Genomic DNA, 23,435 nt, shown 5'->3' on the forward strand with positions numbered 1-23,435 from the left:
ATTCATAATTGACTATTCACAATTGACTATTGGGCCATCACCGTCTTCACCGGCTCACCCACGGGATGATTGGCTGTGAAATGAAAACCTAACAAACTGGCGATGGTTTGTGCAAACTGATCCTGGTAAATTTGTTCTTTTGTTTTTACTTCACCCAGTGCAGGTGTATCGGGTCCTATTGCTATTAAATAAGTTTCGTTGGCATGGGCAATTTTAGAACCATGGCTTGTCCACTCATCACCATAGCCACGCCCATGATCGGGGAATATTAAAATGGTTGTTTGATCTTTATAAAAATCATCCTGCTGCAAATAATCCCATAGCTGAGCAATCATTGCGTCCGCTTTATGCGCAGCATCTAAATACATATCATACTTGCTTCCGTGTGCAAACTCATCGTTATCGCCAAAATCAATATACACCACGCGCGGATGACTTGCCATCAGGTATGCTTTTGTCATTTCATATGTCATCACATCCAATCTTTCACCCTGCCCAAAAACTTCAGGCATGTTATGCTGCATTAAATTCAGTTCTTTTTGCAATGGCGTAAGATTGGGACCTTTCACATCTTCGCCATAAATATTAACCAACATGCCATTGCGGTTGCGGTTGATGATTCTTGCAACGGCATCCCACGAAGCAAACGTTACTACTTTTCCATTGTAACCATTTTGTTTATTGATAAATTCTAATACATTTTCATTCGGATTGTCAGGATATTCGTTGGAGTTAACCAACGAATCGTAATAGCCGGTAAATGTTTCACTGCGACCCGGATAAGAAAACCAGTATTTGTTCTTTACGTTCACCAGATTTCCAAGATCGCGGTTGCCATAAATCTGTCCATGCTTTGCAATTTCGCTCCACACAAAAGGCATTAATTTTTCTCTTCGCTTTGTTGCATCGGCTGCCCAGTATTTTTGCATCAGCCAGGAAGAATCCTGTGAGGTGTATTTTTTATTAAACAGTAAAGCAGAATCGGCACCGCCAAAAAGTTCTTTCCAGCGATAACCATCCATAGAAAGAAGAATGACGTTTTTGGTTTTGTGTTGGGCAAAAATATTGGTGATGAAAAAGAGTGAAATAATGACAAAGACTGTTCTCATTAAAATGGATTTTATTATTGCTATTAATGAATAAATACATTCTTCAGCCACGAAGACACAAAAACTCAGAGAAAATTGTGTACACTTCGTGTCTTTGTAGCTTTGTGGGCATTTGTATTACTTACCACGGCATCGAAAATGTTTTTATAAAACTGAAACATTTCATTGCTTCGATCACGCCTTCTTTAATTCCTAAACCCGAATCTTTAATGCCACCAAAAGGAGAATTTTCAATACGATAGCCCGGCACTTCATTGATGTTTACCGTACCCACTTTTAATTCTTTCACAAAGCGTATGGCGTGCTGCATATTATTGGTAACCACGCCCGCAGATAAACCGTAGGATGTTGAATTAGACAATGCAATGGCATCATCAATATCTGTAAAGCCGAGAATAGGCGCTAACGGACCAAATGATTCGCACATCACCATTTGCGCATCTCTAGGCACATCTGCAATAACTGTTGGTTCCAACAGTGCGCCTTCGCGCTTGCCGCCCAATAAAACTTTTGCGCCCGCCGCCACTGCTTTTTTAGTTACATCTTCCAAATAAATAGCTGCCGGTTCATCTATTACCGTACCCACTTTTGTTTCAGAATCGGCTGGGTCGCCACAGGTATATTCTTTTGCTTTTTCAACCAGGCACTTTGTAAATGCTGCTTTGATATTTTCGTGCACCAATATTCTTTTTACCGCAGTGCAGCGCTGACCGGAGTTTCTGAAAGCGCCTTCTGCTGCCAGTGTTACGGCGAGGTTCATATCTGCATCTTCTAAAATAATTAAAGGATCATTACCACCTAATTCGAGAATTACTTTTTTATAGCCTGCTGTTTTTGCAATATGCTTTCCTACCGCAACGCTGCCTGTAAAAGAAACAAGGTCTATGCGCTCATCTTTTACCAGTTGTTCTGCCACTTCGCTGGTAGGACCAAGTAATACGCTTAACATATAATGCGGCAACCCTGCTTCGTATAAAATTTCTGTAAGGCGAATGGCAGTAAGTGGTGTTTTTTCAGAAGGTTTTAAGATCACCGGCGTTCCAGACGCAATAGCCGGAGCAATTTTATGCACCACCTGGTTGAGCGGATGATTAAAGGGCGTGATAGCAACCGCTACATTCAATGGTTCTCTGAATGTGAAGATTTTTCTTGCTTTACCATTGGGCGAAATATCGCAGGAAAAAATTTGCCCGTCGTCTTTTAAACACTCTATGGCTGCAAACATGAGCACATCATTTGCACGTCCCATTTCATAACGCGCCTCGCGAATTGCCAGTCCGGATTCGGCACTGATAAGCTGTGCCATTTCTTCTTTGCGCTGCATCAACAAGTGGCGCGTTTTATCCAACACTGAATAGCGTTCGTAACGGTTCAATTTTTTTCCGCCTTTCAATGCAGCTTCAATGGCTTCATTCGTTTCCTTTGCGCCTGCCAATGCCACTGTTCCTACTATTCTGTTATCGTAAGGGCTACGCACCTGGAGCACATTATCCGATGCTATTGGCTTGCCTGCCACATAGCAGGACAAATTCAAAACATGGGTGCCGTTTGCTACTGCAACTTCTTCACTGTTTGCTGTTGCCGAAATAATTGTATTACTCATTATAGATTTGAAATTTTTGATGATTAATAATCTGATTTATTGATGCTCACACATTGGCACCTTCATTCGTTCCGTTGATAGTAAAATCGAAAATGTTGAAGTTGCGTGGATCACCGGCAGCCTTCTTTTTATAGGTTTCATTCAGCGGATGAGAAATGATCATCGGCACCATTTCTTCGTATCTGCCGCCGTGAGAACGAAGCGTGCCATCCAATGCAGAGAGATCATGGTATTGCGGGCTTCGTCCTACTACCACATCTCTTGCAGACAGTACTACCAAATCGCCGGTTCTGTCTTCCGGTTGTTCCAATACACGAACAGCAGTGGCTTTATCATATACTTCTGTAATGCCGGGCTGCATCGCTAACCAGTTTTTTACCTCATTAATAATTGATTTATCAGCCACATGCACTACCACATAAGAACCCAAAGCGCCATGGTGTTTTACATAAGGATCGGTGATAGGGCAAATAACCCGGAAATGGTCACCAAATTGTTCTTGGAGCATATCTTCTACAAACAACACATTGGGCGAACCATCTTCCTTTACTTTAGCATTCATCCCGTGGTCGGCAGTAGCGCCAACGATAGCACCAAGTGCTAACAGTTTTCCAACTTCTTTATCCATTGCTTCATAAAAATCCAATGATTCCTTTGTTTCCGGCGCATACGTGTGCTGCATATAATCGGTGAGTGATAAATAGAGAAAATCGGCTAAACCTTTTTCAATCAAAGCAACACCGGCACGTAGTACAAAAAGGCTTGCATCGGCGCTGTAAATAGCCGGTGTTTGATAGCCCACAATGGCTTCTACATCATCAATTCCATGTGTTTCTTTCTTCGCCTGGTTAGCTTTTTCTGCCGAAATGGCAATGCCTTTCATTTTATAAGAAAGAATATCACGCAGTTTTTCTTTTGCAGTAACAACCGCTACTTTTCTTCCTGCATCAGCGGCGGCAGCAAGAATGGTTTCTGCACGCAGGTATTCAGACGAATTCATCATTACTTCTTTATCTTTTTCCGTATCATAAAAAAAGTTGCCACTGATGCCATGCACTGCCGGAGATACCCCAGTTACTATAGACGAATTATTTACATTGGTGAAAGAAGGCAATGCGCCACGCACCATACCGCGATAGCCTTGTTTGCTCATGCACTTTACATTTGGCATTTTATCGAATGCCATGCTTATATCAAGGTATTCATCGGCAGAGCCATCAATACAAATAACAACGATGGGGCTTTCTACAGGATGATATGTTGCACCGTTTACAGAGAATGAATTGGTAACTACTGTCATTAATTGTGTTTTCTTTTATGTTGTAATCAACTACTTCCATTTCGCCGGAAGTGTTTTGAAATGTTGTTTTTAATTACGCTTTGCTATCTAAATATTCATTTATAGCATTGATAAAATAATGCAGCGGAAGCGTTTTTGCGTTGCGGTCTTTCGCTCCTTCATCCCATAATCTTACTCTGATGATGTCTTTGAAAAAAGGATGTTTTTCAAAGACGGCGGCTTCCTCTTTACTCATAGCACCGCCCTGCCATTCAAGTGTTTGTAAGCTTGCAAAAGATAATTTTTCTTTATAGCCAGGCTGTGCTGTTACTAAATATCTTTTTGCATCCACATGTTTTTCTACTACTGCGCAAATCCGTTCTGAAAAGCCATTTGTACGTAAGTACTCCGCGCCTATTCCTTCGTGATTCACTACACCATACTTACCCATTGCTTCTGTTTTCTGCCGATGGCGCAGTAAATGCCCAATATCATGTAAAAAAGCACCAAGCACTAATTCTGTATCTGCACCCTCGTTTATTGCCTGCATGGCACATTGTATCATGTGCGATGTTTGCGATACCGGCTCTCCATCATAATCTTCATCACCATATTTTTCAAATAAAGAAAGAAGTTCATCAGAAACGGATCCGGTATTAATCTGCTGATTCATGTTGTTATTATTTTAATACTTTTTGGAAGAGGGATCCGGCACTTTGAAAGTGCCAGACACCAATAAAACATTTAAAAGCAGCAGCGCCTGGAAAGACTCCGCTGAAAACTATTGCTTATAAGACTAATTATTTTATTTAATCAACCACATTTTTGCATTTATATCGTCGTTGCCACCATATTGACTTTGCAAAGCAGCCTGAAGATTGGCATTGTTGGCTGTTATTTCATTGGTTGGATATTGCCATCTTAACGGTATAACTCCACCATTACCTGTTCCGGGTCCGGCATCAAAAGCAGGCACTCCTGTTCTGCGCCATTGATAATATGCCTGATAACCTGAATTGCGGGCATACGCTAGATATTTTTGCGTAAGTATTTGCTGTAAACCTGTGCTATTATTGCCGGCATATTTAACTGCCGGTTGATTGAAATAATCGGCAAATTTAAATTGGACAGGATAAGGTATTTCTGTACCGGCAGCGTTCATTAAAACAACAGTATTACTTCCATCAACAATACCATAAAACGCAAATTGTGCCTCTGTGCCTTTTTCATACCAGCTTTCTGCATCACCCGTTATCCAGCCTCTGTTAATAGCCTCTGCAATGCAAAAACATATTTCGGGATAACTTAAAATATAGGTAGGCTCTGCAGTATAACCCGAATAAAAATGATTACGGTTATATAAAGACAATTTTGAATTTGCCAAACCTGAATTAATAAGCGCATTCATAGTACTTAAATCCATGCCTGATGGCGCACCTACATACGATGCATAAGAGGTATCGCTATGTCCTAAGCCACGCGCAGGTTCGCCTAACACCATGCAACGCAAATCATGTAATTGGCCTAAAGTTGTTTCTAATGTTGCCGCAAGGTTTAAACGAAGCTGGTTATTACCATAGTTAGTTATATTGTCCGGATAATAATTGTAGGTGCTGTTATATACATATTGTAAATTATCTGCACTGCTTGAAAAAATTGGATATGTAGCCGGATCATTTATAATAGTAGCAAATTGTTGCGGTATATTTAAATCAGCATTGTCATCGGCTCTTTTGCTCAATTCAATCAACACACGCAATTTATAACTGTTTACTACTTTTTGCCATTCAACTAAAGCATCAAGCCCATTTCCTCCATTTACCGGATTATTAATTCTTTCTTTATAATAAAAATCTCCGGAGAACTCGAGAAATCCATTCTTTATCAATCCGCCTAAAATGATATTGGCTGAATCAAGCCATAATAAAGATTGCTTAAATATATCTTTCTGTGTATCATACTTGGGCTGCGTGTTATTTAAACCCTGTAAGGCTTCTGTCATTGGCAGATCACCTACTTTTTCTGTCATGTTCACAAAGAAAAAGGCACGAAAGAAAAGACCCAATGCGTGATAAGGATTATTATCAGAACCTGCAAGACGCCTGGCTTCTGCTTCCATTTGCAAAGTATTATTAAGGTCGCCATAATTGAGTGACGCACTTCCGGTCCAATACTCATTGTTTCCGTAATAAACATAGTTAGAGCAGATAAACTGGCACGCCTTATCCGCATCACCGCCCGGAAAAACAACAAGGTCGCTTAAAATTGATTTTAATACAATACCAGGCGGCACTTTGCCGGGCGATGGCTGGTTTAAATTTTCCGAATAAGCTTCAAACTTTTTCGTGCAGCCCGCAGCAACAGCTGCTATTACCAGAATAAGTAATAAAGAAGACTTTATAGATTTCATAATAATTTTTTTGTTGTGTTTTGCACTACAATTTTAGAATACTACATTGATGTTTATACCGTAGCTTCTGGTAGTTGGTGTTTGCAATGTTTGCTCTCTTGATATGCCGTTAAACCGGCTTCTGCCGGGGAACTGATCAACATCAATATCATGAAACTGACTATGGAAAAAGTATAAAAGATTTCTGCCAACAAGCGAAACATCAACTTTTGATATAAAGCTTTTTTCAAGCAATTTATAAGGAAGTGTATAGGTTAATACTACTTCGCGCAGCTTAGCATACGTTTTACTGGTGCTTGTATGTTCTGCATCGTTATAATAGCTGCTCACAAAATCCTGAATCCAGTGTGTTGCTACCGTATTTGGGGTGTAAGAAAGTGCCTTGCCGTTTGTGATTACGCCTGTAACAGGATCGTACACAATGTTTCCTGCACCGCCAACAACCTGTACCATATCGCCGCTTAATATTGGTTTACCATTAACTATAGCACCGTTATAATCCGGATCGGCCCAATGCTGTGATTCATATAAGCGCGCTTCGCCGATGATACCTGTAACTGTACTTTCGCCTCTGCCACCTTCAATCAATTTGCGATATACATAATCACCAATTGTACCGCCAACCATTCCATCAAACTGAAACGACAAACTGAAAGACTTGTAAGAAAATTTATTGTTTATACCCCATGAAAAATCAGGATCTGCATGACCAAATTTTTGCGCTTTCGGTAAGTAAATGGGAAAACCAGATTCATCTACTATTACTTTACCATCCGGCGTTTTTGCTTCAATGTCAGCATATAATTCGTCAACCCTGTCGCCTATTTTGTAAGGATAACCGGTTCCGTTATCTACTTCTTTAGCACCACCGGCAAAAGCAGTATATACTTCTTTGTAGGTTGACCAGTTGATTAATACATTCCACGCAAAATTTTTATGCTGAATTGCAGTGCCTGTTAGTGATAGTTCTGCTCCGGTTCTTTTTGTTGTTGCACCGTTTGTTGTGAAATAACTCAAACCTGTTGTTTCTGAAATATATTGATTTGATATCTGTGGGCCATCTTTATATTCGAAATAAGTTCCGCTTAAGCCCAACCGGTTTTTAAGAAATCTTATATCAAGCCCAAATTCATAACTGCTGCGCGAAGACGGCTTGATATTTTTATCAATAACATAGTTTGGAGCTACAGCACCGGTTTGATTATTGTATGTATAATTTGTATAGTAGAAAGGAGTTGAAAGGCCATAAGTAGGACCATCATAAGGTGTATAATAATTATTTCCATAACCCACCGGGCTGCTCGCGCCAAGTGATTGAAACGATGCGCCAATATAAGGAGTAGTGCCGCCATCCTTAACAGTTGCCAAACCTCCACGTACTTTTAAAAAGGAAATCGCACCCGGCATTTTAACGTAATCTGATATAACAGAGCTTAACGAAACCGAAGGATAGAAAAATGCATTATTTCCATTGGGTAATGCTGATGTTTTATCAACACGGCCTGTTGTTGATACAGTAAAGTAATTTTTATAAGAAATGTCTGCTGAATAATAAGCACTAAGCATCAACAGGTTTGAACCGTAAGAAAAGGAACGCACGGGTAAATAGGAATTAGCAAATGTGTACACTTCCGGAACGATCAACTGGTTAGTGCTGTTATAGCTTGAAGTAAACTTCATATTACGGGCAGAACCACCTGCATTGGCACTGATAGCAATACCAGTATTACCAAGGTTCTCTTTATTATAACTTAATAAAATTTCAGTATTATTTTCCCAAAGATCGCGGCGGTCTTCACGATAATTACCATGATTATGCTCATCTCCATAAGGGTGTGCCGACCAGGGCTCCTTTTCAGTTCTTAACAGGTTATAGGTAGTAATGTTTGAGCGAGCCATTAAGTTAAGGTTCTTGTTGAACCTGTAAGTAAACGAAGCCCAACCATATAAATCATTTTTATAATGGCCTCTTAACCATTCATAACTCATAAAATAAGGATTTTGGTAACGCTTGTATTCCACAAACATCGACTGGGTGCCTTCCTTACCCGGCTGCCATATTGCTTTAATTTTCGGATCGAGCACATTCCAGTCTGCGCCTGTCCAAATATCAACATCATATATTATACTGTTGGGGCCGTAAGCGACATCAGGAATATTTGGAGTGAACTGTCGGTTATAATTTAAATTGGCTTCAATCCTAAATTTGTCAGACACATCATAACTTTCAATCAGATTGAAATTAACCGAGTTTAAACTTGTATTTGGCGTGATGCCGGTTTGATATGATTGTGATGCTGAAACACGCAGATTTGAACGATCTGAAACAGCTGAAAAGCTTACATTATTTTTTGTAAGGAAGCCTGCCTGTAAAAAGTTTCGCAGATTATCTTTTCCTCTTGAAATCCAGGGTGTAGGCTTAATATGGCTTTGATGCGTAACACCGCCCAACGTATAATCATAATATTCTGTTGGGTTATATTCACCATCAAACTGAGGCAACATTAAACCAATATCAAGTTGCGGACCCCAAACGTCATAATCTTCATCATTGATACCATCGACAGAATTACCGGAACTGTTGTAATCACCAAAAGCATACTGTTGTTTTTCGCCACCGCCGTACATGTTCTGTACTTTAGGAATGGCAATAAAACCCTTATTTATTTGATTACTGCTGTTTAGCTCAACAGTATAACCTTTTTTATTTCTACTTCCGCGTTTTGTAGTAATTAGAATAGCACCATTAATTCCCCGGCTGCCGTATAAAGCTGCTGCAGTTGGGCCTTTTAAAACTGTAAAAGTTTCAATATCGTCAGGACTGATATTCCATGTATCTGAATTGATTGGAATACCATCAACCACATAAAAATTTAACGGAGAACCTCGAAGCAGTACTGTTGGTGATGCCAGCAGTTCCTGGTTAATACCTACATTCAATCCTGCTACTTTTCCTACTAAACTATTTATTGGGTTTGACTCCCGCGCCTTTACCAAATCAGCTCCTTTAACTTCCTGAATCGAATATCCAATACGCTTCACTTCTTTTTTAATGCCTAATGCCGTTACCAGCACATCAGATAGCTGCCCTTCTTCTCTTTTAAGTTTGATGGAAAGCGGTTGATTATTTTCGATGGGCACTTCCTGGGCTGCAAACCCTACAAAAGAGATTACCAGCACATCTCCTTTTTTTGCATTAATAGAAAATTTTCCGTAAGCATCGGTGCTGGTTCCTCTGCCGGAATTTTTAACTACTACCGAAGCGCCTGCTACAGCAGCATTGTCTTCGGCGGTTACAGTACCATTGATCATTGATTGAGCGAACGACGGCAAGGCTGCGGTTATGATAACAAAGAATAATAGTAGCCTTTTGCTCATTAGAAATCTGTGTTTCATAGACAGTAGTTATTGTTTATAATGTATATAAATACTAAACTTATTACACGAAGCATTTATTAAACTTAACTTACAGTTAGATAAGTATTTACTGCCAAAAGTAGAAGGCTGCTGTTAAGTGAATGTTACGTGAAAATAAAGTTATTGTAAATATATACTAAACTTTATTTACTATTTGCCACCCCAAATCATTTCACACAAACGTTTGCGTAATGGCACAGATGAGAAAAGAAGAAAGCTGTTGTTATTTGCTGAGAAAAAAATAAACAACCAGCATTAGGGCATCTCCATCACCGATATTTTTAGGGTTATGCAACTGGCGGGCATCAAAGAAAATGGAATCACCTGCTTCAAGCACATGTTTTTCTTTACCAATGGAATATTCAACCGTACCGCTTATGAGATATTTGTATTCATAAGCTTCGGTCTTTACCATCGCTCTTCTTGCATTTTTTTGTAACCGCAACATCACAATATCTACGTGATGATCGTCTATGCTTGTAGATAGTATGCGCTGATATAAAAAACCTTTGGCATTCTCTTTTTCAAACGGCTGGTAATTCGAGTTTTTTTTAAAGATGACATTGGAAGGTTTTTTTTCAAAATCAATCGTATCAAAAAATCCATTCAAATCTAATTTTAGTTCTCTGATAATATTCATCAGTACAGGCAGAGAAGGTATGGTTCTGCTGTTTTCAATTTGAGAGATCAACCCTTTGGTTACGCCTACTTTGTCGGCCAGTTCTTGCAGCGTAACATTTTTTTGAGTACGTACTTCTTTTAGCCTGTTGCTGATTTGTATAATAATATCTTCCTGCATGTAATTCCTGCTTCTTTAGATAAAAATTTTTCTTTAGAAGGATAAAGATAAACAGAAACTATGCGAGAGAATTCATTGCCACTAATTTGGTATTTGATTACCTCCTCAAAAAATCATCCTGGCAGTACAAAATGGTGCTCACAGATAAACAAAAGCAGCAACCTATTCCGCTGTTATGCCCGTGGCATGCAACACGGCTACCGAGAAGTGTACTATGTGTGGTAAGCAATCTTGCATCACTGAGCACTGCTGCTCGTACCTGTTACAACAACAATGGTCACCCGTTTTTTAACACCCTTCTGCCGTAAACACCGGTACCCCAAACGGATTAACCGATACAGAGAAGAAAGACTCAAAATGTATATTCCTTACGCGCATACATGCTAATAACGAGATCGATTGGCAGAAGAAAAAATTATCGGAGTGTTTGCAAAGCTATTTACTACTCAATCATGATGACTACTTTACCTGCCTTCAACCTATTTACCTGTAAAGCATAATCACCATTGCCCAATTCCCTTAATGTATAGCTCTCACTCCCTGCTTTTGACCCCGGCGAAATCTTTTTACCATCTAGCGTTATTACCATCGGTTTAAAAGAAAGACGCACGTAATCTATACCTTTTTTTTGCAACGCAGTGTACATCACCTTTTTATCACTGTACCGGATATCCTTCAATACGTTCTCTGAATAAAGAATATGGTTTTCATGCGCAGGAGCCCATTCGGGGATGGCTGCAAAAACATGATAAAACATTCTGGGTCCTTCCCCATAACAATCGGACCACCACGAATGCACATCTTTACTCACCGGGCTTTCAAAAGCTTTACCAACTGAATCGTTGCAATAAGTAACCCAGTTCAAGGAACGGAAGGCTTTTTCTTTATAGGCCTCATCACCCGAAACCGAATACCAGGTGGCGCACTGCGCCGCGTATCTTGCCGTTTGGTAATCCATCTTGGGCATAAAATCGACCTGCTCACTTACTAAATTGGCTCCCCACATAGTGGAAGGCTCACCTGGCGCAGATTTGGCAATAAAATGATCTTCTGTCCACTTTATCAAACCCGGAAGCGTTGTTTTCCAGCCGGTATCAAAATCGGTGAAATCAGCAATAAATAAAGCTGCGTTACTTGCACTCATATTACTCAGATTGCCTGTGCCTTGCGTAAGATTATCCGTGTGCCCATCCACCCATAAACCATTTTGTATAGGGTACTTCAACAACCAGGTACGTGCTGTTGCTACCGTTGTTTTATAGGCGCCCACATCCCCCGTATTATCCGCTATCAGCATTTTGAGCAGCCTGATACAACCAAACCAGTTGGTGCCATAATCTGATACCACTCTCCCGGTATGCATATTCACGACGTATGGCCAGGGAGATTTGGTGGCATTTCCCGGACTTATTTTCTTAGCCAACACATTGGCAACATTAATTGCGGCTTCTTTATATTTTGTATCTCCGTAAAAGAGGTATGCGCGGTAAAAGGTTGCCCCTATATCGCCGGCATGATCTACCTGCACATCATCAGTAGAGAATCTTTTAGCAGTAGTAAAACCGCGGAACTCTGTGGCACCTGCATCAGCACCTGTCTGCGGAAAATGGGGCCAGCTATATGTGGAAGGTGTCAATCCGTGTTCAAGACAATAATCGATCAACCCCTTTGTAATACTTAACGGCTTCGTATCGCCTGTATAGGCATAATACGAAAGCGCTGATTCAAACCAGTTTGGAATTTTTTCACCTACATCATTCATCCACATATCGGGTAAAAGAACATTGGCCGAGTCGATAAAAGCACAATAAAAATAGTACTGCGGATATAAGGACCTGGGGGCAGGTCCGGGGCTCATGGGAACTTTAGTCTCCACAAAATTCCAGCGGAGCCGAAGAAAATGATCATACGCGTTTGAAGCATTATTTTTCCACGGGAGAATCTTTTTACTGCTGTCCAGCAGAACGGTATGCCCGCAAAGTGTACTATTGGTATAGTTTTGCGCGTACAGGTGCGGCCCCAACACACAGGCTAACAAAGTAAAAATGATGGTATGTTTAATCTTTACACGCATGGTGGTACATTGATAGGTGAAAATGTTAATGCATAAGAAAAGAATGAACGAGTGGCAGCAAAGCAAGATCTATAGATGCTTCATCTTCCGAGACCATTGCTTCTGCTAAAAGCCAGTACTCTGAATGCTCCACTATCTCTCCAGGTTTTAATGATGACAAAGGACCAAGTGTTTCCATTTCAAGATAATTGCCATTGATGTATATCTCATTATTACAATTGTAATCAGGATATGCTGCGGAAGGATCATAATTCATCTTTTTTATCAGCACCTCGTTATTCAAGCTGTAAACCATCCAGCCTTGCTTATTGGTAACACCTATTTTTTGTTCTGAAGTGTATAATGAATCCTGCTTTGCCCGAATATATTTTTCACCCCAGTTCCAGCGTGGGTCGTTCATCTTTGTAAAGTGCCATATCGCTAAAGCGCGGGCGGGCAGTAAGTAATCGTCCCCTTCCCCAAAAGGCTCCTGTGGTATGATAGCAGTTCCACCAGGAGAAAGCATGGTAATTGCCCATGGAGCTAATTCTACATTCCAATTATTTTTATTCGTTAGCTTGTGTACCACTTTTAATTCGTTCGCATCCTTAGCGATGGTGATCTCCATTTCTTTTACAATACCGGTGATGCTTTCTTTAGCCTGTATCAGCCTGATGCTACTATCCTGTACAACATATTCTACCTTGTCGTTGTCGGGGTTATAACTGAATGGAATGGCTTCGGGGGCAAGCCATAAACGGTGCCCCCCGTATATGCGCCAATCATTGCCGCCGGTAGTACCCCGATGCGCCGGTACGAGGTACAAAAAATTCTGCCCGCCGGTAAATCCGAATTTTACGATGCGCGGGCCAACATCGGTAGTCACGATCAATTCTACCTCATCGTTGTACAGCCTGATGCAATTGGGCCAGCCTTCATATTTTATTCTTTCATACATGCGCTTATAGTTAAATACCTTGTTGAAAACAGTGATTAAATTTTGTCAATACTTCGCAGCCGTCATTTGTTACGGCAACCAGGTGTTCCAATCTAATTCCATAATCTGCGGAATACACCGCGGGCTCCAGCGCGATCACCATTCCCGGTTGCAGGGCCATGGTGTTATATGGCGTAATGCGCGGTTCTTCATGATATATAACGCCTACCCCATGGCCACCATGATGCCCAAAGTTTCCTTTTGCCTGCAGATGTTGGCGCATTGCAAAGTCCACTTCCCTGGCCTGAACGCCGGGCTGTATAGAATGAATGCCGATTTCCAAAGCTTCTTTAACCAAGTTAAAAACACTGCGTTGTTCCATAGTTGGCGTACCCATTACAATGGTGCTGCAAGAGTCGCCCCAATAGCCATTCAGACAAGGTGTAAAGTCGGTGAGAATCAAGTCGCCATCATTTATTATTTTGCTTGTTGGCAGTCCGCCCCCTGTAGCGGTTGCGGTTCCGCTTACAAAGTCTGCCATTAAAGGCACCCTCGTGCCTACAGACTCTTCGATTTCGCGGCGTACGAGGTTAAATAACTCCAGTTCACTCATCCCCGTTTTGGCAAGCCGTAATACTGCCGCCTGGCCAATATCACTTAAGTTAGCGGCTCTCCTGATAGATGCAATTTCATCTTCGTCTTTAATGATTCTAAGATGGGCAATTTCGGCACTAATGTCTACAAGTTCAATGGCAGGATATTGAGCAGTTAAAAAGAAGGCAAGGCTTGCTGGAAGCGCATTTAATTCAACGCCAAGCCTGCCACTTTTTATTCCAGCTTGTTTGAAAGCTTCGCCAAGCTGCAACAGGAATTGCGTAGTGTGATCGATCGGCTTTTGGTACACATAACTTTCGTAGGTCTTTACTGAAATGGATGGATCAATAAACGCCAATTGCTGCGTTTCATTATCAGCCAGCACAAGACTTGCCTGTTGTTCCACACCTACTACAAGTGCGGCGGGTAATAATTGAAATGGCGACAGACCATGTTCAAAGTAAAAAAAATAGCCACTCAGATATTTAAGCGAGGCGAGCGAAGTAATCAAAAATGCATCTACTTTTTTAGCGTTTTTTATTGCTGTCAATTTTTGAATCCTGTTTTTCAATTTACTTTTTTTAGAAAATATACTGGTAAATGAAAGTCCGTAGATTACATAACGACACCATATTTCCTGATCACTTCTTCATTCAGTTCTATACCCAACCCCGGTGTTTGCGGCACACTGACATAACCGTCTTTTAATTCAAACGGCGTTTTCAAAATGCCTTTTCTTATCGGGGATTCTGTTACAGAAAATTCCAGGACCGGTGCATTGGGTATAGCAGCAATAAGATGTATAGATGCTGCCACCAAAATGCCGGTCTTAAAGGCATGTGGAACACATAAAATATTCTTATCCGCTGCCATTGTAGCAATCTTTTTTGCTTCGGTCAATCCACCGCACCGAGACATATCCGGCTGAATAACATCGACATGCGTCTCATTGATCAACCGTGCAAAAGCAAGCCTGCCGCTCTCTTCCTCCCCGGTCGCTATACGCAGGGTTGTGGCTTCGGTTAGCTTTTTGTACCCTATATAGTCCTCTGCAGGTAAAGCTTCCTCCAGCCAATAAATATTCAGGTCTTCCAATGCCTTCGCCACGTAGATAGCTTCTTTTAAACGATAGCGTTTACCGATGTCGATCATAATGTCCATCTTATCACCGGCTGCTTTACGTGCTGCTTTGATAAGGTTAATATCAAAATGAATATCATACCCCAATGGACCCCATCCAAATTTCAATGCGGTATAACCCAGAGCGGCATGTTTCTCAACCATCCTTTTCACCTCATCCGCATTCTCCGGCATCAGCGCACTGGCATAAGCCCTTACTTTATCTGCATAACTTCCACCTAATAATTTGTGTACAGGTTTTTTAACTGCTTTACCCATGATATCCCATATAGCCATGTCGATACCACTCATGACGTGCATCACCGGACCAAACCGGCCGTAGTAATACGTTTTCGCCCACATATTATTCCATATTTGCTCGTAGTCAAAAGGATCGCTGCCTACCACTACTTCCCTTAAACCATAACAGGTGCCATGAGACATGTAGGCGTCAACCACAGCCTTTCCAACAAAAGGAGCTGTATCTACCTCACCATATCCGGTAATGCCTTCATCGGTCTCTACAACAATAACTAAATCGTCCTGGGTACCATCTGCCGCATCTGAAATATGCGGGAGACGAAGCACTGTAGCGGTTACGTTGGTAATCTTCATAAGTGTGTTTTATTTGCCATGTAAATATCTTTTTGTGCAATATCATTTTCAACCGGGCGGTCTTTGTTTTTTCCAGTAAAAAGAGACAATAGCTGCTTCTCATAGACGGTTACCATCAAGGTGCCAGCAAAAATGATGATGCCACCGACTATCATTGCAGCGGTAATCTTTTCATTCAGTAACAGAATGCCAAGTAAAGCAATGAAAAATGGTAACAGGTAATTGCCCAATATTGCCTGTGTCACATCCATTCTTTTCAGGATGTAAAAAAAGAGTAGCATCGACACTCCATAGACGATAAAACTAAGCTCCAGCAATCCGAAAAGAACCGTCGTGCCTGAATGAATAATAACTGATATGTGCAGCGGCTCTACCCAGATCAATAATGGAATGCAGGCGATACTTCCTATGGTAGAACAATACACCAATATTTCCAGTTCGGTAAAACCTTTGTCTATCAAAACTTTACTATAAGTATTAAAGAAAGCAGCGCAGGCACAGGCCAACAAAAAAATAAGGTTGCCTTTGAAATAGCTGTTTTCTGAAAAGCTTGCTCCTTTGATATCGGGCAAAGAGGTTAATAAAACACCGGCAAGTGTAATGATAAATCCTGCTATTCTTACAATGTTCATTTTTTCTTTCAGTAACAGTGAAGCGAAAATGGCTACCAGTACAGGGATGGTTAAGGTGATAATGCCAGCATTGGATGCTAAGGTTAAAGATGAGCCGACCGTATAGAGATATTGCATTAAAAATATCCCGATCAACCCGGGTATTATAAAGTATCCCAAATCTTTCCAGGTGCGGCGCACAGACACTTTCCTCCTTTTGTTCTCTGCCCATAAAAAAGGCATAAACATGATGGTGCTGACCAGCATAGGAACAAAGGCTATAGCCATTGGTCCAATCTTATCTCCCATCAACCTAATAACGGGTACCTGTGTTGCCCACATAAAATTAACCACAACAACAAGAAACCAGTCGCGCGTCTTTTGCAATTTGATCATACAAGTGCAGTTATTGATTTGGTGTAAAAACCTTATTTAGGAGGCAGGCCAGAACCAAAGCCTCCATCCACGACGTAGGCAGAACCAGTAACAAATGAAGCGTCGTCGCTCGCCAGAAAAACAGCAACTTTTGCTACTTCTTCCGCTTTACCTATACGCCACAAGGCATGTAACTTGCCGGCTTCTGCACGTGCCCGCGCAGGATCAGGCTGACTTTGAAAATATCCTTCGGCGAGCCCGGTATCGATGTAACCGGGGCAAATACAATTCACGCGAACGCCCTCATGCCCATGATCTATAGCCATAGCTTTTGTAAGGCCAATAATAGCCGCTTTGGTAGCGCAGTAACCGGCACAGGAAGGTTCTACAAAATATGCGTTCACGGAAGACAAACTCACAATGGAACCTTTAGTAGTTTTCAGGTGGGGCAGAAACAGTTTTGAACAAAGAAAAATGCCACCCACGTTGATAGACATTTGTGTATTCCATTCCTCGAGGCTGGTGTCCTCGACGGTCTTATTAATCTGGATAGCAGCACTATTGATCAGTGCATTCGCCTTGCCGTATTGCTGAAGTGTTGTTTGCACGAGCGATGCGACGCTGACAGGATCTGCCACATCTGCGGTACAAGCAATAGCATTTCCTCCGGCTGCCTGTATTTGTTTTACTGTTTCTGCTGCGCCTTCTTCATTTATGTCTGCAACAACAACGTTAGCGCCTTCTTCAGCACATTTTACAGCACAGGCTCTTCCTATACCCGAGCCAGCGCCGGTAATTACCACACAACGGTTTTGTAATTTCATGACCAATAATTTATAGAACTTTATAAGTATCGAACACTTCTCTTAAAGATTTTCCGCTAAGCAATGCGGCCCTCGACAAATTTTCTGCATCTACCTTTTCATTGGCCATTTTAATAACTTCTTTCTCTATGGATTTTGGTATAACAACAATACCGTCAAAATCCGCAAACACCAAATCTCCGGGATTTACAAGTACCTGTCCACACATAATGGGCACGTCGTAAGCCACCACAAGTCCCCTGCCTTTCGAATCTAACGGCCTAATGCCTGCATAAAATACCGGAAAATTCATGTCGATAATTTTGATACAGTCCCGCACCTGACTATCGCAAACACAACCTGCCACTCCTTTCCTTTTTGCCAGCGTGGACATAAGCTCACCCCAGGGTGCATTTGTGCTGCTCATATCTGTTGAATGTACAACAACATCGTCTTTATTGAGGGAATCCATGGCTTCTATTTCCAGTTTATATGGATTTTCTTCATCCACGTAATCTACTTCTTTCCATTGTAATGTTCTGGCTCTACCCACAAATCCACAGTTACGGATATCGGGCAGCAGCGGCCTTAACCGCTGATGCATTGCCTGGTTACGATAACCAAATTCATCCAGTATATCACAAATAGCTGCTGTATAAAGGTGTGGTATAATCCCTTTCAAAAATTCCAGATCAAGATCCGATTCATGTACCATATTAGATTGTATTATCTGATTTATATTTTGAACTCAGTTTTATAAAAATGCGGTGGGAGTCTTCAGTGTATTTCATTCATGTGCTGATGCTAATTGCTTGCCGCATAAGTTGCTACTATGTTATACGCAGCGCCGGGACTTACAGTAACCAGTACATACTGATAACCTTTTATCCATCTTACGGCATACTTTTGATTGGCTCCATTGCTGGTGATGGAACTTATTTTTTTCCCTTTGCTTACAAAAGGAATCATGCAAGTGATACCACTCGTATGCCTTAAAGCAGATTGTATGCTGAATGAAAGTTGATTATTGTTCCAGGTGATATCTTTAAAAGAAGCTTCATCTTTGGCCCGCATGAAATCAAGAAACTTTATTTCCGTCCAAACCGGGATGTTTTTGCTATTGGCATAGTCAAGCATTTTTCCCAAAGGTTTTTCAGAAAAGAAATACTCCGCATTGTGCGCTTTTACGCTTACAAAGGAATAAATTTCAGCGTCGAGGCTTCTATCTACAAGCCCCTTAAAGCAATTGAAAAACCCATCCTTGTCATCATGCTCCATGTATTGCTGGTCGTACACATTATTGAAGTGCTGGTACACATCAATCACATCGCCCTGCAGGTTTGCATACTTTATCGTAAGTCCGCTGCCGGTATAATTGCCCTGGTTTGTACCAAAACTTCCCAGGAAATGTCCCTGATTTGAACCATTGTCATAATGCGCATAATTGCAATCCATCTCTATCCCATTATTCTTTTCTATCTGAACCTGTGCAGTATAATCTGCTTCCCCTTTTTCATTCTTTCCACACCATACAAACCAGTGATTGGTGACTGTGCGCATGGGTTCAATCCCATACTTTGTTGTAAGCCTGTTATTTAAACCTTTGAATACCGTATCCATTGTTTTCCAATCCGGGTTGGTTGCCTGCTTCGTATCATCAGGATGTCCCGACATTTCAAAGCCCTTGCCTGCCCAATGTTGTATCCATTCTTTAGAAATGAAATCGACCTCTTTTACATACAGCGTCATCTTAGCGCCTTTTGCATCCACATCTTCAAACTGTTTAGTAAACTGGGCTTCTTTTGTGTCTTCGCCATCGTTGTTAAGCGTAACGAGGCATTTCAAGGTATCCGGGAAATACCAAAACCGTGGCAAGGGCTTGGTATAGGTACTCATCTTTTCAATACTATGAGATAGTAATCGCAATTGTTCATCTGCCTGGTTGATGATGTTTTTAGTTGTATCGACCCAGCCATTGGTAAACAGGTCCATAGCGCGAATACCTGTTATGCCGTCCATCTCTTTACCGGCATACTGGTAGTTACCTTGCCGGGTATAAGCAATACTCTGCGGTAAGTTGTAGGAGAAGCACACTCCCTGCCCCTTGCCATACTTGTTACTCACTACTGCCGGGTATTCAGTGGCGCCGGATGCATCTTTGTACAAGGCTGCTATTTTTTCCCCATCCTTCAAAATGTATTCATCTGCTGTGACGTGCGTTTGTAAAGTTTGCGTTGTAAGTCCTTGTCCAATGTCGTTGTTGGGATCTATTGAAACGTAGGCATTATTCATCGTTCCGGATACCTGTGAAATTCCAAAAACAGCATGCAACTTCTTGTCGGGTTTAAATGCGATTAAATGTCCTCCTTCCTTTACATAATTTATGAGTGTAGTGGCTTGTTGGTCAGTCAGAGAAATAGCTGTTAATATGATTACATCAAATTGCTTTAGAAAGATTGGAGTGACCTTGTTAGCTGTTAAAAATTCCATTTGATATTCATTGAAGCCCTCGGTTTTTAACAGCTCACCCGTGTAAGGACCAAAACTATTTTCGCTTTTGAGTACCAGAATGGGATTTTGTGCATAGCCAGACGTATAACCCAGTGTGATAGTAAACACGATGAGCATAAAAAGAAAGTGAATGTATTGCCTGCTGTAATGCTTCATTGTTATTTCTTAAGTTGATAATCTTTCTGAAATGAAAATTATTTTTCAGTCGTCTCCTTTAATATCTGTTCATAAACAGCTTTTGCCTTTATGTATCTTTCCTTCACTGTTACTATATCATTCGGAAAATATTTATTCCATTTACCGCCCGGTTCAATATTTTCCAGAATATTGTCAATCCACGTTATAAAGAACTTAGCATCATCTGCACTTGCCCGAACAGGCTTTTTATTTACCGTTATATACACAGGGGCAGTGTGGGTTTCATGACCATGTTCGTCCATTCTTCTTGCGCATAGCCAGCTGCTTTGGCTAAGGTCCACTGTTGTATCAAACACCAGGGGCTCGCCTGGCGTTGCTGTTCCGGGCATAGCAGCAATTACTTTTCCATTGCTTACTAATTCTATCCTGCCCGTCAGTGCTTCGGCTGCTGTCCAAATAACCTGCACGGTAACCTTGCCTTTATTTTTCAATTGAATTTCGTCGCCGGGGCTATATTTCCCATTTACTTTCAGCAATAGAAATTCCTGGTGCCCGTTACGCGATACCACGGTTCTACCCTTTTTGATTCCTTCAATCCACTTTTGATAGGTAAGTTTATCTTTTACGTTTACATAGGTGAGTAAAGTACCCAATGGTTCATTGTTATTGCAGGGATAATCTGTTCCTGCGGCGATGCCCAGGCGAAATCCACAATTCAACAATTTGTAATAAGCGTTTACAACACCCTCGCTGAAATAATTACCATTATTGGGCGACCGCATTCCATACACATCTTCGGATACAAAATCAATCGTTCTCAAAGCCGCTTCTACCGGAAAATCAACAGGTATGCAACAATTTAGTTCATTTTGAATGCTGTCATTTAAATATTCAAGGTGTGCAAACCCGCTGATGGCGTTTTTTTTCCTTGACCATTCCAGTATTTTGTAGGGCGATTCTTCCCATATCTGATGTGCATTAGTTAATCCTAATAAAACAAGATGACCACCAAGCGCCTGGTTGCTAAAATTGGAATAGGTAGCATCCCAATGCCATTCTGCGTCCCAATGAATGATACGATCAGGTGTGGATTGCGGCGCATCTTTACCGTTTACTTTTGGCAAGTCTCTTTTGCTGTCCATTACTTCTCCATTACCCATATCCGCCAAAAGACTAATGACCGCCAGATCGTTTGGCTCCATCATTTGCGCCAGCGAGTCTTCGGGTAATTGAATAGTACCCTTTCCGCAGTTCAAATGCACATGTATGTCGCCTGCGTACCAATCTGATGGTTCCGGCTTTGAACGTTTTGCCTCATTGCCTTGGCCCAAGACGCAGAGAGAAGAAAAACAAATACTGATGCAAACAATTATTAATAAAAAACTTTTTCGCATGAGAAGTAATCTGAGGTGTTTTAATATAGTAAATAACCTGGAAAAGTGAATTACATATCGCTGGTACAGCAGATAGGGCTAGTATCCAGGATTCTGTTGAACTTTCTTTGCAAGGTCTATCTGGCTTTGGGGCACCGGCCACAAGTAATTTTTAGAAGGATCAAATACCCGGTCTTCAATTTTAGCGTGCTCAGTTGAAGTATAGGTCACATTGCCATTGGCATCTATCTTACTGTAACGCAGGCCGTAAACCGGGCCATTCATCACTTCCTCACCAATTTTCCAACGTTGTATATCGTACCAGCGCAGCCCTTCCAATGCCAGTTCCACTCTTCTTTCCCTGCGCAGCAGTACACGCAATTGCGCCTGTGTAGCGTACTTTGCCTTGTCAACTGCAGGTAACCCGGCACGCAAACGCACTGCGTCTATAGCATCATACACCGTGTTATCAATCTGGTTCAGTTCTATTTTTGCCTCAGCATAGGTGAGCAATACTTCGGCGTAGCGAATCAGTGGTATATTAAGGCCGGCTTTATAAAGGTCTGAGTAATCAGATTTATAGTGAATGTATTTGCGTCCTACATAGCCTGTGTAATTGTAGGTGGGCCAGTAGTCCAGCGAGTTTGGATCCATGGGGTTAAAAATTATGCCTGCATATTCAGCACCTGGTATTATTACGGTTTGCAACAGCCTGGGATCCCGGTTTTTAAACGGATGATCAACGTCGTAGCCGGAGGTTGGATCATCAATTGTTTTACCATTTGCCATTTCGTAAGCATCCACCAGCGATTGCGTAACATTTACAGAGCTCCAACCTCCGCCGGGCGTAGATTCCGGGGCCAGTACCATCAGCCCGATGGTAAGATCGGGGTCAGATTCAATGTATTCGCGATCAAGAATTATTTCCGGATTATACTCGTTGCTCATACGAAACATATCCTGGTAGCTGGGGAATAACGAATATACACCAAGATCCATCACTTTTTTACTGGAGGCCGCAGCTTCGGCATACATTCCATTAAACAATTCCACCCTGGCTTTTAAAGCCCATGCAGCACCCTGTGTAATGCGCCCCAGGTCGCTCCCTTGATAGGTGGTGGGCAAGGTAGGCGCAATAGTGTCCAGCTCATTTAGAATAAATTGAACTACCTCCGCTTTGGGTGTGCGCTCTACTTCGTTAGCCTCGGTAGTAGTAAGCAATTTTGTTACCAGTGGAAAATCGCCGTATAACTGTGTTCTTTCAAAATATTGATACGCTCTTATAAATCTTACTTCTCCTTTCAGCCTGTTCATCAGGTTTGCATCCATAGGTGTTTTGTCAATATTAGCCAGGAACCAGTTGCAGGTGGTAATGGTAGTAAAATCATATTTAGTTCTCCAGCTATTAGGTGAGAGAAGTTGCATATTGCCAAACTCCTGCCATCCTTCCCAAGGGTAAGGATCGTGCGCGTTATCGCTTGCATCATCCATATATACCACCCATTGACCATCTTCAAAATTGGAGTAAGCGGCATTGCATGCAGCAATGGCATCATTGGGTCCTGTCCATAAAGTTGTTTCGCTATATTCGGTTAGTGGCTGCCGGTTTAAAAAGTCTTTATCACAGGAGCAGAAGGCTACCAACAGTAAGGATATGATGTATAATTTATTTCGCATAATGATGTGTGT

General features: G+C 41.5%; 17 protein-coding genes. All 17 read right to left on the bottom strand.

Annotation, left to right across the window (positions count from 1 at the left end; translation table 11 throughout):
• Positions 1 to 26: 26 nt before the first annotated feature.
• A complete protein-coding gene (locus tag FC093_RS20915; RefSeq protein ID WP_137263764.1) occupies positions 27 to 1,109 on the bottom strand; it encodes a sulfatase-like hydrolase/transferase in 1,083 nt (360 codons plus the stop codon).
• Between the two features lie 121 nt (positions 1,110 to 1,230).
• Positions 1,231 to 2,712 (bottom strand): phosphonoacetaldehyde dehydrogenase, encoded by a 1,482-nt coding sequence (phnY, locus tag FC093_RS20920; protein ID WP_137263765.1) that lies wholly within the window; start codon positions 2,710 to 2,712, stop codon positions 1,231 to 1,233.
• 46 nt (positions 2,713 to 2,758) lie between these two features.
• The gene (gene phnA, locus FC093_RS20925; RefSeq protein ID WP_137263766.1) at positions 2,759 to 4,012 is read right to left on the bottom strand and encodes a phosphonoacetate hydrolase; all 1,254 of its coding nucleotides are present in this window, start codon (positions 4,010 to 4,012) and stop codon (positions 2,759 to 2,761) included.
• A 73-nt stretch (positions 4,013 to 4,085) separates the two neighbouring features.
• The gene (locus FC093_RS20930) at positions 4,086 to 4,664 is read right to left on the bottom strand and encodes an HD domain-containing protein (RefSeq protein WP_137263767.1); all 579 of its coding nucleotides are present in this window, start codon (positions 4,662 to 4,664) and stop codon (positions 4,086 to 4,088) included.
• 132 nt (positions 4,665 to 4,796) lie between these two features.
• Entirely contained in the window at positions 4,797 to 6,401 is a 1,605-nt protein-coding gene (locus tag FC093_RS20935; protein WP_137263768.1) for a SusD/RagB family nutrient-binding outer membrane lipoprotein, read from the bottom strand.
• A 33-nt stretch (positions 6,402 to 6,434) separates the two neighbouring features.
• Positions 6,435 to 9,797 carry a SusC/RagA family TonB-linked outer membrane protein gene (locus FC093_RS20940; RefSeq protein WP_206106648.1) on the bottom strand — a complete coding sequence of 1,121 codons (3,363 nt, stop codon included), beginning with the start codon at positions 9,795 to 9,797 and terminating at the stop codon, positions 6,435 to 6,437.
• Positions 9,798 to 10,041: 244 nt separating this feature from the next.
• Positions 10,042 to 10,617, bottom strand: coding sequence for a helix-turn-helix domain-containing protein (locus tag FC093_RS20945; protein WP_137263769.1), 576 nt, complete (start codon positions 10,615 to 10,617; stop codon positions 10,042 to 10,044).
• 442 nt (positions 10,618 to 11,059) lie between these two features.
• On the bottom strand, positions 11,060 to 12,691 hold the full coding sequence (locus tag FC093_RS20950) for a hypothetical protein (protein WP_137263770.1): 1,632 nt from the start codon (positions 12,689 to 12,691) through the stop codon (positions 11,060 to 11,062).
• 25 nt (positions 12,692 to 12,716) lie between these two features.
• Positions 12,717 to 13,628, bottom strand: coding sequence for a hypothetical protein (locus FC093_RS20955; protein ID WP_137263771.1), 912 nt, complete (start codon positions 13,626 to 13,628; stop codon positions 12,717 to 12,719).
• 10 nt (positions 13,629 to 13,638) lie between these two features.
• Positions 13,639 to 14,772, bottom strand: coding sequence for a M24 family metallopeptidase (locus tag FC093_RS20960; protein ID WP_137263772.1), 1,134 nt, complete (start codon positions 14,770 to 14,772; stop codon positions 13,639 to 13,641).
• Positions 14,773 to 14,816: 44 nt separating this feature from the next.
• On the bottom strand, positions 14,817 to 15,935 hold the full coding sequence (locus FC093_RS20965) for a mandelate racemase/muconate lactonizing enzyme family protein (RefSeq protein WP_137263773.1): 1,119 nt from the start codon (positions 15,933 to 15,935) through the stop codon (positions 14,817 to 14,819).
• Positions 15,932 to 16,942, bottom strand: coding sequence for a DMT family transporter (locus FC093_RS20970; RefSeq protein ID WP_137263774.1), 1,011 nt, complete (start codon positions 16,940 to 16,942; stop codon positions 15,932 to 15,934). Before FC093_RS20970 ends, FC093_RS20965 begins: the two co-directional genes overlap by 4 nt.
• Positions 16,943 to 16,974: 32 nt before the next feature.
• Positions 16,975 to 17,745, bottom strand: a complete 771-nt coding sequence (locus FC093_RS20975; protein ID WP_137263775.1) for an SDR family NAD(P)-dependent oxidoreductase — start codon at positions 17,743 to 17,745, stop codon at positions 16,975 to 16,977.
• Positions 17,746 to 17,755: 10 nt separating this feature from the next.
• A complete protein-coding gene (locus FC093_RS20980; protein ID WP_137263776.1) occupies positions 17,756 to 18,439 on the bottom strand; it encodes an RraA family protein in 684 nt (227 codons plus the stop codon).
• An 89-nt stretch (positions 18,440 to 18,528) separates the two neighbouring features.
• Entirely contained in the window at positions 18,529 to 20,391 is a 1,863-nt protein-coding gene (locus tag FC093_RS20985; protein WP_137263777.1) for a hypothetical protein, read from the bottom strand.
• Between the two features lie 38 nt (positions 20,392 to 20,429).
• Positions 20,430 to 21,767 carry a CehA/McbA family metallohydrolase gene (locus FC093_RS20990; RefSeq protein ID WP_262711040.1) on the bottom strand — a complete coding sequence of 446 codons (1,338 nt, stop codon included), beginning with the start codon at positions 21,765 to 21,767 and terminating at the stop codon, positions 20,430 to 20,432.
• Between the two features lie 78 nt (positions 21,768 to 21,845).
• The gene (locus FC093_RS20995; RefSeq protein WP_137263779.1) at positions 21,846 to 23,423 is read right to left on the bottom strand and encodes a RagB/SusD family nutrient uptake outer membrane protein; all 1,578 of its coding nucleotides are present in this window, start codon (positions 23,421 to 23,423) and stop codon (positions 21,846 to 21,848) included.
• Positions 23,424 to 23,435: the final 12 nt, after the last annotated feature.

This window comes from Ilyomonas limi (assembly GCF_005233845.1).
GTDB classification, from domain to species: Bacteria; Bacteroidota; Bacteroidia; order Chitinophagales; family Chitinophagaceae; genus Ilyomonas; species Ilyomonas limi.